The organism is Nostoc sp. NMS7, from assembly GCF_017115085.1.
Taxonomy (GTDB): domain Bacteria; phylum Cyanobacteriota; class Cyanobacteriia; order Cyanobacteriales; family Nostocaceae; genus Nostoc.
Genome location: NZ_JABXKJ010000220.1, coordinates 18875 through 34467 on the forward strand (window position 1 = coordinate 18875; position 15593 = coordinate 34467).

A 15593-nucleotide genomic window follows, 5' to 3' on the forward strand; every position below is an offset into this window, starting at 1 on the left:
TTCTCCCCACTCAATTCCTATTTTTGCGATCGCTGGACAATACCGATAAAAGCATCTTCTAAAGAAAAGGGAATGGAACGCAAAGAATTGATGCTAATTTGATTAGCTTCTAAAAGTTGAGTTAGTTGATTTATCTCCTGCTCAGGATGATCAAGGACAACGTGTAAACTATCAGCAAAAATCGAGATGCGCCACGATTCAAAGTGTTGTTTGAGTATCTTGGAAGCAACTTGGTTTTGATTAACAATAATTTCTATTAGTTGTCCCGGTTGCGAGGCTTTGACAGAACTTGGCGAACCTTCAATGACGGTTTCTCCTGCAACCATAAAACTCATGCGGTTGCACTGTTCAGCTTCTTCTAAATAGTGTGTTGTTACTAAAATGGCTGTACCGTTGCGGGCGAAGTCGTTAATCAGCTTCCAAAACTGGCGACGCGCTAACGGATCTACCCCCGATGTTGGTTCGTCTAAAAATAAAATATCTGGTTCGTGCATCACGCAAGCACCGAAAGCAACTCGCTGTTTCCAACCTCCCGGTAGCTGCCCAGTAATCATATTTGCTTGTCCTTCTAAGCCACAGGTAGCAATTACCCAGTCAATTTTTTCTCGTCGGAGTTTGCGAGGTACACCGTAAACTCCGCTATAAAATTCTAAATTTTGCAGAATAGTTAAATCGTCGTAAAGGGTGAATTTTTGACTCATGTAACCAATGCGTCGTCGTAAGTCTGCACTTCGCAGATTTCCGGTTTCACCACCCAAGGAAATTTCACCGCCACTTGCTTCTAATAATCCACACAACATTTTAATTGTGGTGGTTTTGCCAGCACCGTTAGCACCTAACAACCCAAAGATTTCGCCGTAGCGGATTTCGACGTTGACATCTTTAACGGCTTGGAACTTGCCAAAGATCCGACTGAGGTTGTGGGCATAGATGGCTACTTTTTTAGTCTCCCCTTGTCCTCTTTTGCGAAAACGAGGAAATGGAAAAAATTGCGGTACCGAACCTTGTTGTCGCAGGCGCGTAACAAAGACGTTTTCTAATGTGGGTTCACCATGCTCGATACTGGGGGAAGGTAACTGATGTTGTTGCAGTAGTTTGCGGACTTCGGTTTCGCCGGAATTTATATCTTTCACGAGGACATCTAAGCGATCGCCAAAAGTTTGCACATCTACTATATTTGTTTGGGTAGTCTGAGATAGTATTTGTTCTGTCGCCTCCAGATTTGCTGTTCGCACTTCTAAGCGATGCAAACCTAAGTTAGCCCGTAAGTCTGCGGGTGTGCCAATTTCATGAATTTGCCCACTGTACATCAAAGCGACGCGGTTACAGCGTTCAGCTTCGTCTAAGTATGGTGTAGCAACTACAATTGTCATCCCCTCGGCTGATAATTCTCCTAGCACATCCCAAAATTCCCGCCGGGAAACTGGATCAACACCTGTCGTAGGTTCATCTAGTAACAAAACTTCTGGTTGAGAAACTAAAGCACAACATAGCGCCAGTTTTTGTTTCATTCCCCCAGAAAGTTGTCCCACCAAGCGATCGCCAAATCGCTCCAAATTCATTAATCTTAAATATTTATTGCGGCGTTTTTGCAATAAATCGTCTGCTACTTGCCGCAACCCTGCTGCATAACGCAAGTTTTCATCAATACTCAAATCCAAATACAGCGAAAACTGTTGGGTGAGATAACCTGTGATTAATCGGGCATCTCGTGCAGGTTGATTAAATATTTGTACGTCTCCCGCCGTTGCTTCCATCACACCGCCCAAAATGTGAAAGGTGCTAGTTTTTCCTGCACCGTCTGGGCCAATTAATCCAAACATTTCACCTTTGTGGACGCTGAAATCAATTCCCCGTACAGCAGCTAAGTTTCCATAGTGCTTGTGTAAGCTATCAACTTTAATTGCTGTAGTGGTAAGATTAGATGATTGCGGTGAGTTTGGAGTAACTACTGTTGTTTGCTGTTGCATTATTTAGCCTCCTAGTTTGGAGAATTGAGGGGGGAAATTTAAACGCAAAGGCACGCGGAGGGAAGCGCAGAGGTACGCGGAGAATTTGGGAGGAATTAATGAAATGTTGTTCTGTTATCTGCTTTCTGGATTCAGGTTGATTTCGGCATCTGCTGGCATCCCCATTTTGGCGCAGGGTAAATCTGATTTAGTATAAGGATTTTCGGGGTTAAAGCAGTTATCAGGGTTTTGAACTTTGATCCGAATTCCTATTACTTGTCTGACTCGATCTTTTTGAAAGTAAATGTTCTCTGGTGTAAATGAAGCTTGCGGATCGATCGCAATTACTTTACCTTCTAATGGTTTACCTGGCGCAGAATCAATCAAGATTTTCGTTGTTTGTCCTAGACGCACTCTGCCAATATCGCCTTCGGGAATAAAACCTCTAAAATACACTGTTTTGGGATCAACAATTGTTAAAATATTAGTCTGACTGCTAACTACTGCACCTGGTTCGACACTCCGGGCTGTTACCACTCCATCTAAGGGACTAACTACATTTAAATCTTTTTTGGAGTCTGCAATCTGGGTGAGGATTTGCTGATTTGATGCTTGAGCATCTTTGACTTTGGCACGGGCAGAGTTGACTTTCGCCTGTGCAGATTTAAGTTGAGCATCACTTTGCTGCTGCTTTCTGATTAATGCTGTTAACTGGGCGTTGCGAATGTCAGGATTCAAACCTGTAGTTTTAACTTGAGTTAACGCCCCTGATGTAGCACTTAACTGTTGGCGTTCGGCATTAACTGCTGCAACTCGTGCTTCTAGGGTTGCGATCGCAGTCTCAAGGGTGGTTTGTGCTTGATCGAATTGTTGTTGATTAATCGCCCCTTCTTTGACTAATTGGGTATAGCGATCGCGGTTGATTTTTGCTAAATTAACTTCTGCTGCTGCCTGCTTAACTTGGGCTTGTGCTTGTACTAATGTGGCTCTGGCTGCTGCTACATTTGCCCGTGCCTGCTCAATTCTGCCTTGGGTATCCCCTTGGGACTGGCGAAAATTCAGTTTGGCTTCGTTAATTTGGCTATTAATTTCTTGAGTTTCTCTGGCGACTTGCTCGACATCCGAAATTGCCTGCTGTTCATCATACTTAGCAGATGTCACTCTCGCTTGAGTACCCAGCAGTTGTCCTTGCAGCAATTGATCGTCTGTGTTGTCTAACTTAATTAACTCTTGCCCCTTTTTAACTGCTGCCCCTTCTCGCACGACTATTGACTCAATTCTTCCAGAACGCTTGATCCCAATCTCGGTTTCATAACCCTCAATCCGGCCGCTAACTTTCAGTACATTCACTGGTGCTTGTGGTTGACTGCGCCACACGGCGTAGCCAATGCCAACCACCACCAGCACCCCCCCGATTAGTAAAGGAATCGGTTTCTTGTGCGGCTGCTGCTTCGATACTGGCGGCTCTTTAAGATTTTCCGGGGATGTCGGGATAGTCTGAGTCATGGTAGCACCCTGGATTGTAAAAAATATTTTGTAAATGAAAATCGAAAATTCGGAATTATTGGTCATCATACTAGACTGTATAGTATGATAAAACAAGAGATACGTCAAAAAATTTACTCTTCATGTCCAAAAATCCTACTTCCGAAATAGGAAATGCTTTACCTGCGATCGCTCCCAAGCAGGAGCAAATCTTGCAAGGAGCTATACGGGTATTTTTGAAGGAGGGTTACGCTAGAACAAGTATGGATCGTGTCAGCGCAGAAGCTGGAGTGTCGAAGCAAACAATATACACTCACTTTCAAGATAAAGAAGGGCTGTTTAAAGCGTTGATAGAACGGTTGACGCTGGCTTGTTTTCAAAGCATTTTTTGCACAGAAAAATTGCACGGTGAACCAGCGATTTTGTTGCGTCAAGTTGCGGAAATTTATTTAACCAAAGTCGCTGATAATCCCGATTATTTGGCCTTGTTGCGGTTGATTATCACCGAGTCACAAAACTTTCCTGAACTAGCCAAACTTTATACCGAAACGGTTGTGCAACGCGGTCGGCAAATGCTGAGTCAGTATTTCGCATCTCATCCAGAATTAGGAATCATCGACCCAGAAGCAATGGCTCAGATTTTTTTTGGTTCGCTAGTATCTTACGTGATTGTACAAGAAGTTTTGTATGGAAAAGAACTCATGTTTTTATCACGTGATCGCCTGGTAGACAGCTTAATGAATGTGGTCATGAGCCAGTCTCTAAATACAGAAATATACCTTTCCAGGTGATTCGTAAAATCTGTTTTTTTGGCATTTAAATTTCCATCTGTAGGTAATAGTTAATGCAGTTATAGCGTTTCCTAATCACATAAGGTATATCTTAGCCCCCTGCTCGCTTGCTCTTAGGGCGTTGGGGGTGGGGTTCTTGTACCTCACAAGAGTCCAGAACCGCTATAGTTAATTTGCCAAATATGTATAGTGCTATCCTCATTGCTACTAGCGAGAGTTTTACCATCTGGGCTAAGAGCAAGCCCTAAAACGGAACTGGAACCATCTTGAAAGGTGTGCAACAGTTTCAAAGTCTCTAAGCTCCACAGTTTAATAGTGCCATCAAAATTGCCGCAGATCAGAATTTTTCCATCGGGGCTGATCACAAGAGATTCAACTGAACTAAAATTGTCAGTAAACTCATGCAGCAATTTTCCAGTTTGGAGATTCCATAATTTCAGGGTGCTAATTGCCCGATTTCCAGAAACTAGCTGACCAAAACTGCCAGTGACGAGCTTTTTGCTATCTGGGGTAATAGCAATAGCATCAACTGGGGTTTTGTGTCCTTTGAGAATATGGCGTGTTTTTTTAGTTTGCAGTGAAATCAGCCTAATTGTATTGTCATCGCCACCCCCAGTACTCACAAGGGTTTGCATATCAGGGCTAAATGCAACCTTACTCACAAATTCTGAAGTTGCAATAATGGTATCAAGCAGCTTAAGCGTGTGTAAATCCCAAAGCTTGATTGTGTGGTCATCACTGCCACTAGCAATCAATCTACCATCTGAACTAATAGTAACGGTTTCTACTGGCTGGCTATGTCCACTTTCGATGTTAAGCGTCAGCATTAATTGAGTGCGTAAATCCCAAATCTTCATTGTTGGAGTGGTTATCCCACCACTTACAATCCGCTTCCCATTTGGACTAATCGCAATTGAAGTAACACCATCTGAGTGAGCATCTAAACTCCGCAGCAATTTTCCAGTACGTAGATTCCAGACTTTAATTGTATCATCTCTACCTCCACTAATCAGGGTTTTCCCATCTGGGCTAATCACAACTGCTGGAACACCAAAAGTTACTTTTTTATGTGCTGTCAGTGTGTGAACAAGTTGAATATGTGATTGTGATTGAGTAATTGTACTCCTAGCAATGGGAGGATTTGAACTGGAAGAATGTACATTAATGACAGTGATGGCTAGTGCGATCGCTAAAGCTGTAATAGCTGGTTTGGATTTGAGGAAATTCAATAATTTCATGGCGGTGAGGAACGCAATTATTAATAGTGTTCCCATTTAATCGGGTGCTATGCCTACGGCGGGCGGGTATGTGATCGCACGATATCTGATAGACCACAGTCTAAGGCTGGGTATAAGTTAATAGTCTATCTACGGCGATTAGATTCACAGATGGTTATTTTGGGATGCGAGATGCCAATAGCTAAGAAATTTATTTCTTGGCGCGAGATGGGGCTTAATAGGGTAAATTATTTCTCATCTGTCTGTTAATCTGCCATTGTTGGAGTCAGAACCTATATGCATTTACTCAAAGTATCAATTTTGACAGTATTAGTCACCACATTTTCATTTGTTCAACAAAGCCGTGCTGACACCATTGCGCCACCAATTAAGACACAGGTGAAGGAAGTAGCACAGTGGTTCACTGGTTTTTTTGATAATGCCCAACAGGTTGCTAATAGCCCTTCTGTGCCATTAATTACTATCTCAACTTGTAGTGTGCAACTGGATGATACTAATCCTCTGGCTGAGACACAGAACGTTTATCTGGAACAAGAAAGCCCAGGTTTTGAACGCCTACGCCTTTATTCTTTTAGTGAAGGGAATTCGGCTGTGAATCTAAGTATTAGCAGCTTTTTGAATAATAATACTGTACGCGGGTTATGCAATCATTCTCAGTCTACGCCAACTGTTAGTATTAACAATGTTGAGAAGAACACCTGTAATCTGCAATTATTTTGGCAGCCGAACAGCTACATTGGAAATAACGCTCCCAATGGCTGTATAACAAGTGATGGCTTCAAAGTGGTTTCCGATGTAACTATTGAGCAGAGTAGCATCGACTCCCTAGACAAGATTTTTGATCAGAAAGGTAATTTGCTTGTCGCCACACCCATCGAATTCCGTCGAGTTGAGTCTGTTCCAGAACCCTCTGTCACATTAGGGTTGCTGGCTTTGGGAATTTGGAGTACAAAAAACGTAATTTCAGATAACCTAAAACAGAAATCAAAAAAGAATAAAACCTCTGTTTGAAGTTAGCGATTTATGCGACAATCCCCTTAGCGCAATGGCGTACCCGCAAAATATTGATTTTTAAATTTTTCAACCTACTTATATCAGTAAATACCTCTAAGAATAGATGACTTAGTGATCGGGAAAGGGATAATGCTAAAAGACCTAATATTCTTAAGACCAATTACTGACTAGGAGATTATTTTATGAGAACCAGAAAGCTAGGCAAACTTGGGTTGGAAGTTTCAAATATCGGACTTGGTTGCATGGGAATGTCTGAGTTCTATAGTGGTCGTGATGAAATTGAGGCGATCGCTACAATTCATCGAGCATTAGAACTTGGGGTTAATTTCCTTGATACTGCTGATATGTATGGGCCGTTTACTAATGAGCAACTAGTAGGCAGAGCAATTAAAGATCGCCGAGAGCAAGTAATTTTAGCAACCAAATTTGGCAATGTCCGCACTGAAGATGGTGGTTGGAAAGGGATTAGTGGCAGACCAGAATATGTCCAGACAGCTTGCGATGCCTCGCTAAAACGTCTGGGAGTTGAAGTGATTGACCTCTATTATCAACATCGTGTAGATCCAACCGTACCCATCGAAGATACTGTCGGGGCAATGGCAGAGTTAGTCAAGCTTGGTAAAGTCCGCTATCTAGGACTCTCCGAAGCTGCCCCCGCCACAATTCGACGAGCGCAAGCTACTCATCCGATTAGCGCACTACAAACAGAGTATTCTTTGTGGAGCCGCGATCCAGAGGATGAAATTCTACCTACTGTGCGGGAATTAGGAATTGGATTTGTTCCCTATAGCCCATTAGGAAGAGGGTTTTTATCAGGTGCAATTACCAGCCCTGATGATCTTGCAGCTGATGACTATCGAAGAAATTCTCCTCGCTTTCAAGGTGAAAATTTCTCTAAGAACCTGGAATTAGTAGAGCAAGTCAAGGCAATTGCTACCGAAAAAGGAGTAACTTCTAGTCAGCTTGCACTAGCATGGCTTTTGGCTCAAGGAGAAGATATTGTGCCAATTCCTGGTACAAAACGCCGTACTTATTTGGAGGAGAATATTGCCGCTACCGAAATTACCCTGACTCAACAAGAGTTGAATCGACTTGAAACTGTTGCACCAAAAGATGTGGCAGCAGGCGATCGCTACCCTGACATGACTACTGTTAACCGTTGATCGATTTCAGTGGTGGAGTATTTTTTCTGATTCTGCTTTTGATCAGCGTAGGCATCGCTCCTCTACTTTCCTCGCTTGAATGGGGGCGATACTTGCGCCGGGCATTTAGAATATAACTAGAAACAATAATTTCTAGTAATTTAAGTCAATAACCAATACATCTTCCAAAAGATATTTATGAACCTTCTTTTCTATACGCCTTAGCATGTATTATGGTATTTGTAGTATTAATTTATCCTAAAATATATCTTTATAACTTTGCTGCTGCATCAAATCCTAGCTAAATTGAAATTTTATGAATAGTCCCTTCCCCTTAGACCTTCCCCAAAGCGCTTTAGAGCCACTATTAGCATTGCGAGATTACTACGCACCCAAAGTTGAAAAGTACGAAAAACTATATACCCAAGCCAAAGCCAATCTCACTCACGTAGAAGCTTTGTTATCTAACTGGTCTTTAGCCTCGGAGGTAGCAGGCGAAGAATTCACCCCTGAAAAAGAAGAAAATTCGTTATTACTTCTCACTGATAACTCTGATATTAAACTGGAAGAAGCTAGCCCTCTTGAACTCTTGCAATGGGACGATTCCAAGTCGGGAGAATTTGACGCAGGTACAGATACTGTGGAATTACTACCGCCCATATTACCACTTATAGAAACACAAACATCAACTCAACAGCGATCGCTATATGGGGTAGAGATTCCCATGTTGCCAGAGTATCAATCTTTAAGTCGCGCCGATGCGATTGAACGGCTGTTGGCAAAACAGATCGGCACAATTGTTCACATAGACGTGATCGTGCGATCGCTCTATGGAGAGCTAGAGCCAGATATCTTCAAACTAGTTAAAGGTCGAGTTCAATCTTCACTTACCCAGAGTAGAGAAACTCATAATTGGTCATCTGTTAAAGGGAAGCCTGGGTATTATACTCTAGATTCACGTTTGCTTACCTCTAATCAAACTAAGAATTACTTTGGGCAAAACAAGCACAAAAATCACCAATCTTTTCGGGAAACAACACCTCAAAAAGTACCTAAGCTTGAACCATTTGAAAAGCTAATTTTGATTGATGCCATTTCCGATTTTTTAGAACAAAATTCTTCAAAAGTTTTCAGTATTAATGAAATCATTGAAGGGATTTATGGAAAACTTGATGAACATGAACTTAAACAGGTAAAAGGCGGGGTGCAGAAGGAATTATCACGGGGTTATCGTACAGGGCGATTCTCTAGATTTCCCAATCAAATCGGTTTTTATACCTGGAACTACGACTTAATCAAGAAATCAAACGAGTGAAGCGATCGCATCTCTATCTGATAATTAGTTAAATCTTGGTGCGATCGCCTGTCAATTCAGTAAATTATTCTCATGGCTTGATTTTTCTTGTTTACAGCAATTTGAAGCCGAGATGATTGAGAACTTCACGCAAGCGATCGCGTCCTTTCAATGACTCCACAGTTGCGATCCGTTGGGCTGAGTGTTCTGACCAATCGCCAGCAACATCCATCTTTTGTTCAGTATAGAATTCTTTGATGATGTCGTTGTAGTGAGCGATCGCTTCTTCTTGATCTGCCAATTTATAGGTTTCACGATGCAATATCGCTGACTGCGGCAACCTCGGCTTAATCGCTGCTTCTACTTCCGGATTCGGATAACCGACACACAGCCCAAATACAGCATACACAGAGGTGGGCAAATTTAATATCTCTGCTACCTCTTGCGGGTGGTTGCGAATTCCGCCGATATATACTGTTCCCAAACCGAGTGACTCAGCTGCAACTACTGCGTTTTGCGCCGCTAACGTTGCATCGATTGTTGCTGTCACAAACATTTCCAAATATTCCAGCGCATCATCAGATATGCCGCGACTCTCAGCAACGTAGCTTAGACGCGCTAAGTCTGCTAACCAAACCAAGAATAAAGGTACTTGCTTAATATGTGCTTGATTTCCGGCTAATTTGGATAACTCCTCTTTGCGCTGTTGATCTTCGACTGCTACCACACTCCAGGTTTGCAAATTAGAGGAAGTAGATGCAGATTGCGCGGCTGCAATTAGTAACTCCAGAGTTCCCGGTGGTAGAGGGTCAGATAGATAAGATCGGATTGAACGGTGAGATAATAATGCTGTCAGCGAATCATTCCATTCAATTTCGGGGCTGAAGGGAATTTCACCGTAGCGCGATCGCAGTAGTTCTGTAGGATTAGTCATAATCAATTCCAAAATTTTCAGATATTTTATTACTAACACCAATTTCATCTCTAAGGGCATAGAGAGATATGCCCTTATAGCCAATTCATTGTACTAGTTTAAGTTTTTGGTGAAAATGCCGCATATTTTTCTTTTGTCAACATTGCATCCTTCACATTTACCTCTTTGGGAATTAACTTCAATTTATAATATGTATCTGCAACACCTTGTTGTAGATTTATCAGATTGTCGTCAATTGGTACAAGACCAAAAGTTCGTCTGTTAGTTGCTTTTTTCATCGTTTCTACATCAATTCCTAACACAGGTGCTAGAGTTTTTGCTACTTCTTCTCGATTCTGTTTAGACCAATCTTCTAAATTTTGAATTTCCTCCAGTATTGTCTTGACAGTTTGGGGATTTTCAGTGACAAATTTGCGAGTCATCAAATAATATCCTCCCTGTTTATTAATCCCTGTGCCATCAATCAGGACTCTAGCATTAGTTGCCTGTTGAGCTGCTGCATAGAAGGGGTCCCAAATTACCCAGGCATCTAGACTGCCCTTGACAAATGCAGCGCGGGCATCAGCCGGTGCCAAATATTTAGGTTCAATGTCAGTATATTTTAATCCCGCTTTTTCTAAAGCTTGGACTAATAATAAGTGGGCACTAGACCCTTTTTGAAAAGCAACTTTTTTGCCTTTTAGGTCAGTAACTTTTTGAATCGAGGAATTTTGGGGAACAAGAATTGCTGAACTAGCTGGAGTAGCCGCAGTACCAACAACATAAGTTAGTGATGCTCCCGCTGCTTGAGCAAATATTGGCGGTGATTCTCCTACAGGACCGATGTCAATACTACCCACATTCATCGCTTCTAGTAGTTGAGGCCCCGCTTGAAATTCACTCCACTTTACAGTGATACCTTCTGGTGCCAAACGCTTTTCTAAAACACCCTTAGTTCTAAGTAAAATGGTCGATTTTTGATAACCAAATCTGACTACTGTTGCTTTACTTGCAGCAGAATTACCAACAGATGTGGCACTGGGATTAGAGGAATTAACAGTCGATGTCGATGAACAGGCAGCAAATAGCAAGCTCAGACAAAGACCTGTAACAAAAGCCCCGACTATTGGCAAAGGAGAAGAAAAGAAGAATTTATATTGGTTGTGAAAGGGGATATTCCTCAACTTGATCAAGGATATCCACTTGGCAATGAAACGGCGAAAGATTAGGTTAATCATCAAAATGATTTCTCTGAACTATATGAATACTATAAACTTATAGGTTTACCGGAGTATATAAATAAATCCAGGGAAATTTGATCTAAAAATAGCGGGAAGTGGGCGTAAATTAATACTTCCGCGCCTATTTTTGCAGTGCCAAGAAACACAGCACTAATTCAGCAAATCAGGTTCTTCGCGCACAATCCTGTCGTAAAGTGGCTGGAAACTGAACCATCCACTTGCATGTGACCCCACTTGAGTTTGTGTTAAACGGGCTGTTTCGTGTTTGATAGTAGTCGGTCTACCCGCAGCTTCTGCCAGCAGTTGGGCTTGGCACGATCGCTCTAAGCTAATGTACCAAAAGGCAGCTTCATCTACTGTATGTCCCACAGTTAAAATGCTATGATTACGTAGGATTATCGCTTTCTTTGGTCCCAAAGCTTGCGCCAGTCGCTGACCTTCAGAAGTTTCTAAAACAACACCTGTAAAATCGTCAAATAGCGCATGATCTTCGTAAAAAGCACAGGAATCTTGAGTCAAGGGGTCAAGGAGACGACCTAAGCTAGACCAGGCTTTACCATAAAGTGAATGGGCGTGAGCCGCCGCCATCACATCAGACCGAGCTTCATGAAGCTGAGAATGGATGGCAAAAGCGGCTCGATTTACTTGAGCATCACCTTTAACCACTTCACCTTCTTTGTTAACCAATATCAGGTCAGAAACTCGGATGTGACCGAAGTATGTCCCCAGGGGATTGACCCAGAAATGGTCTGTAAATTCGGGATCACGAGCTGTAATATGACCGGCAATTCCCTCGCTGAACCCAAACTTACCAAACAGGCGAAAGGCAGCAGCTAGGCGTTGCTTACGGTGCAGGCGTTCGTCTTCAACTCGCTCGAATACAGGGGGTTGTGGTCTATCGTACTTGGGCATGTTCTTTTTCCTCTTCGTCTTTACAGGGAGCCTTGGAATCTCCAGAGCCAAAGGATTTGACGCTGTGAGATTCTATGATCAATGGGTCAGGTAAGACGCAACCAGTATCGTTACCCAGAAGATGGATACAGATGCGCTCAGAGATATGGTTTTGACGGCGTGAATATCACCATCTGGGGGTAACAGGCGGTAGATATCACCTGCTTGAAGCGATGCCTACGGCTGGCGATGCCGAAGCATTTCAGTTACTTGTTAATTGTGCGTGTCCTTCGGCATCACTGTTATCTACACGGCGATAGACTGTTTCTTCTTGATTGCAAGTAATTCGTAGTTAAGAATTCAATTACGAACTTCCAAGAAATAAATTACTACTACTTGTGGGGTGGGCGACACGAGAGCCTTTGGTTACTGGGCTCTCGTGTCGCCCACCCCACAATAAATAGTTGGATATTTTTTTATTTGGAAGTCCCTTACGAATTACGAATTACGAATTACGAATTATTTTAATGCTAGGGTGAATCTTGAAGCCAAGTTGCTCAAGTTTTAGACCAGAAAGGGACTCCTTCAGAATGATCGTAAAGGGATATCGCTGGAATACGGTAGCTTTACCTTGTGACAATAGCAGCCTAGCACGGCTGATGCGTACTGGATACAAGGGTTGTTGGTTGGCATCGAGTATTAATACTTTGGTCATGCGTGATATTCCTTACGAATAAATTTGTTAAAGGACTAGCAAAAAATCAATCATCCAATCTTGCTCTAAGGAATTTCCAAAAATAAATTATTCAATCTTGTGGGGTATTTTTTTATTGAGAAGTCTCTTAGCTGTGATATTAATTCCTTAAAATACGGTAAATCGGTCGGATATGCGTTGAATTCACTACAAGCAGAAATTATCACATACAAATTTAAAAAGCAATAGGCTTGCTGTTAGGGGAGACAAAGCACAGCTTTAGCTCTTTGGGGTTCTTGAAGTTTAATAAGTAGTCAAGTGGACATGAGATGATGCGTCAAAAGGGCGTAATCGCTTGTAAATGCAGGGTTTTTTCTAACTGCGGATGCTGGAAGCGAAGTTCTCTGGCGTGCAGATGTAACCGACTGGTAACTGCACAGCATCCATAAAGGCGATCGCCTAAAATAGTTACCCCAAGTCCTCGCGCATCAGCCGCATGAACTCTCAACTGATGAGTGCGTCCTGTTAGCGGCGTAAATTCTACGCGGGTGTAGTTTCCTTCTCTCGCTATAACCTGGAAGTGTGTCAAGCTAGGTTTACCCTGCTGCCAATCAACTTTTTGCTCAGGGCGATTTTCGGGATCTCCCCACAGTGGGAGGTCAATCACACCTTGCTCAACTGTCACCGCACCGGAAAGGATAGCTTCATAAACCTTGTGAATCTGGCGTTGCTGAAACTGCTGGCTGAGTTGGCGATGAGTTTGGCGATCGCGTGCCAACAACAGAATACCAGAAGTTTCCTGATCTAGGCGATGCACAGATGCAAGTGCCATACCATCAGCCCTAAGATGACGTAAGCGACTCAAAACACTATCTTGGCGATCGCAATAACGCCCAGGTACCGAAAGTAACCCAGCAGGTTTGTTTACAGCAATCAACCATTTGTCTTCATAAAGAATGGGGATCTCTCCTTTGATAGTGGAGAAAGCTGGGGAGTCAAACACATTGGATCTACGCAAATGTGTTAATCTATTTAGCAAGAGTGGGGCTGTTGTATGAAAATCCCTATTAGGGATTGAAATAGGTCTTAACCCTGATAGCAAAAATCCCATCAATGGCTGACATCGCTCGGCGCATGCTCCATAAAATTCTCCCGGAATTTTATCCTGATTTACAGAAGACGCACCCCACCAAAATTCCGCCATTGCCAGTGGTTTGAGATTATGTGTTGCCGCATAATGTAGTAGCTTGGGGGCACAACAGTCTCCTGTACCAGTGGGCGAACCTCCTGGCATCAATTCTTGCAATGATTGCGATCGCCCGGAAAAATTAGTCAGGCTGTAACTAGCCTGCATCTGAGCTTGTAATTGACGGGACAGTGCTTTACGCTGTTGTTTCAGTTCGCTAATTCGCTCATCCGTCGCTGCAATTAACTGTTGAAGGGGCTGTAATACTGCATTTTGCTGGCGTTTAAGTTGCCGTCGTTCAATTCCCTGCTGACGACTTTCTTCGTCGAGTTGTTCAAGAGCAATCGTGAGTGCTTCTGAAGTGAGTGTATTGCAGATTTGCTGACGTTTTTCCTGTCGTTGATGTTTGCAATGGCGATGGCGATCGCTCATTGCTTGCAACTGTTGCTCAAACTGAGCAAACAGGGTTTGGTACTGCTGGCGATCGCTCAGTTGCTTCAAAGTAAGAATTTCTTGCTTAATCGCGTCCAACTGTGCCAAAGTGCGGGCTTCTTGTAAAGCAACTTCCTCTCGTCCGGGAATTGGCGGCACCCAGCCCTCAACCACACTGCAACCATTCAAAAGACCAGAGAAGGCTTTGAGTACCCGTTGTTCGCCATTAGGCAGTTCAACCAATAGTATTCCATACATCTTGCCTTCACGAGAATAACAGTCATTTTTGGCAAGTTGTTGCATGAGTCCGTGGGCGATCACTTCCGACATTGAGGTGCGGGGTAATTTTAAGCGATGTCTACGACGGGCTACGCCTACGCCACTTTCAGGACAACGCCCTTGGTAGTAATAACTACAAGATGAGTCGCTGATCTCAAAATCGCAGTCGATGAAATCTGAAAGTGGGATCATCGCGCTTCTAGCCAAGCCTGCACATCAGCGATACTAGTAAAATCTAACAGTGCTTCACTCAAACCTTCAAGAACAGGTAGAGGTAAACTGGAAATGTGCGATCGCATTTCAAGAGAAACTTCTCCAAATCGCTTAGTTAGAAGTCGAATTACCAGATTAGCAGCCTCTTGCTGTCGTCCTTCTTCTCGTCCTTCTTCTCGTCCTTCTTCTCGTCCTTCTTCCTTAATTTCCCTGTAAACTCTCGTTTCCTTGAGTGTAATTCCTAACATCTCTTCTACCTCCATTCGGCTTAATTGTTCAAACTTGTACACCATTATTGTTGTCAATATTTCTATTATGGCGATACTTGATGGCGATCGCACTTCTTGACGGGTTCTTGTTAACAAATACCTTGCTTCTTCCGGCGCTTGTTCTTCTTCCACCGTAGTTAACACCATCAATGCTACCCATAGAGGTAATTGACGAATATCTCCCAATTCATCCAAATACACCCGATATATTTGTCCACCGTTAAGAAATGAGCGATGGGGATAAATATCACTTTGCTCAATACTGCGTGACGGGTAAATAATCACTGGTTGCCAATCGCTAAATCTGGCACGGTTGCGGTAAAAATATAACGATGATTCCGCAAATACTCTTTCATACAGCCTTTCGTCCTTCTGGAATTGCACCTCACAGAAATATACAGTACCCGGACTTTCATTCTCAGGTGGTAAAAACACGCCATCAATTTCAAATTTGGGTTCTTTGATAGCAACCGAATCAAATCTATAGGCATCAGCATTTGTCGGGGGATTTGTCAATAGTTCAAAGAGCAAAGTGGGGGATTGTTAAAACAGTTTGTAAAAT

General features: G+C 42.8%; 13 protein-coding genes. 4 read left to right on the forward strand and 9 right to left on the reverse strand.

The genetic code is table 11. The features are described 5' to 3' along the window. Window positions 1-17 precede the first annotated feature (17 nt). Window positions 18-1970 (reverse strand): ATP-binding cassette domain-containing protein, encoded by a 1953-nt coding sequence (locus tag HWQ38_RS26945; protein WP_292799836.1) that lies wholly within the window; start codon window positions 1968-1970, stop codon window positions 18-20. 114 nt (window positions 1971-2084) lie between these two features. Continuing rightward, window positions 2085-3455 carry an efflux RND transporter periplasmic adaptor subunit gene (locus HWQ38_RS26950; protein WP_292799838.1) on the reverse strand — a complete coding sequence of 457 codons (1371 nt, stop codon included), beginning with the start codon at window positions 3453-3455 and terminating at the stop codon, window positions 2085-2087. 122 nt (window positions 3456-3577) lie between these two features. On the opposite strand from HWQ38_RS26950, the gene HWQ38_RS26955 reads away from it, so the two are divergent. Next, window positions 3578-4225, forward strand: a complete 648-nt coding sequence (locus HWQ38_RS26955; protein ID WP_292799841.1) for a TetR/AcrR family transcriptional regulator — start codon at window positions 3578-3580, stop codon at window positions 4223-4225. Between the two features lie 143 nt (window positions 4226-4368). Here HWQ38_RS26955 and HWQ38_RS26960 read toward each other — a convergent pair whose 3' ends face one another. Continuing rightward, on the reverse strand, window positions 4369-5499 hold the full coding sequence (locus HWQ38_RS26960) for a WD40 repeat domain-containing protein (protein ID WP_292799844.1): 1131 nt from the start codon (window positions 5497-5499) through the stop codon (window positions 4369-4371). A gap of 240 nt (window positions 5500-5739) precedes the next feature. Between HWQ38_RS26960 and HWQ38_RS26965 the strand changes: the two genes are divergently transcribed. The 3 genes from HWQ38_RS26965 (at window position 5740) to HWQ38_RS26975 (ending at window position 8934) form a co-directional block, all read left to right on the forward strand. Next, entirely contained in the window at window positions 5740-6474 is a 735-nt protein-coding gene (locus tag HWQ38_RS26965) for a chromophore lyase CpcT/CpeT (RefSeq protein ID WP_292799847.1), read from the forward strand. A 185-nt stretch (window positions 6475-6659) separates the two neighbouring features. Beyond that, entirely contained in the window at window positions 6660-7640 is a 981-nt protein-coding gene (locus tag HWQ38_RS26970) for an aldo/keto reductase (RefSeq protein WP_292799849.1), read from the forward strand. A gap of 295 nt (window positions 7641-7935) precedes the next feature. Continuing rightward, a complete protein-coding gene (locus HWQ38_RS26975; protein ID WP_292799852.1) occupies window positions 7936-8934 on the forward strand; it encodes a hypothetical protein in 999 nt (332 codons plus the stop codon). A 91-nt stretch (window positions 8935-9025) separates the two neighbouring features. Here HWQ38_RS26975 and HWQ38_RS26980 read toward each other — a convergent pair whose 3' ends face one another. The 6 genes from HWQ38_RS26980 to HWQ38_RS27005 form a co-directional block, all read right to left on the reverse strand. Then, window positions 9026-9847 carry an NADPH-dependent oxidoreductase gene (locus tag HWQ38_RS26980; protein ID WP_292799855.1) on the reverse strand — a complete coding sequence of 274 codons (822 nt, stop codon included), beginning with the start codon at window positions 9845-9847 and terminating at the stop codon, window positions 9026-9028. Window positions 9848-9945: 98 nt separating this feature from the next. Continuing rightward, complete coding sequence (locus HWQ38_RS26985; protein ID WP_292799858.1) at window positions 9946-11064, reverse strand: sulfonate ABC transporter substrate-binding protein; 1119 nt, start codon at window positions 11062-11064, stop codon at window positions 9946-9948. 153 nt (window positions 11065-11217) lie between these two features. Next, entirely contained in the window at window positions 11218-11979 is a 762-nt protein-coding gene (locus HWQ38_RS26990; protein WP_292799861.1) for a class II aldolase/adducin family protein, read from the reverse strand. A gap of 484 nt (window positions 11980-12463) precedes the next feature. Next, the gene (locus HWQ38_RS26995) at window positions 12464-12673 is read right to left on the reverse strand and encodes an RRXRR domain-containing protein (protein WP_292799864.1); all 210 of its coding nucleotides are present in this window, start codon (window positions 12671-12673) and stop codon (window positions 12464-12466) included. Between the two features lie 316 nt (window positions 12674-12989). Then, entirely contained in the window at window positions 12990-14741 is a 1752-nt protein-coding gene (locus tag HWQ38_RS27000) for an RluA family pseudouridine synthase (RefSeq protein WP_292799867.1), read from the reverse strand. Further along, window positions 14738-15562, reverse strand: coding sequence for an Rpn family recombination-promoting nuclease/putative transposase (locus tag HWQ38_RS27005; RefSeq protein ID WP_292799870.1), 825 nt, complete (start codon window positions 15560-15562; stop codon window positions 14738-14740). The genes HWQ38_RS27000 and HWQ38_RS27005 overlap by 4 nt, the downstream gene beginning before the upstream one ends. Window positions 15563-15593 lie beyond the last annotated feature (31 nt).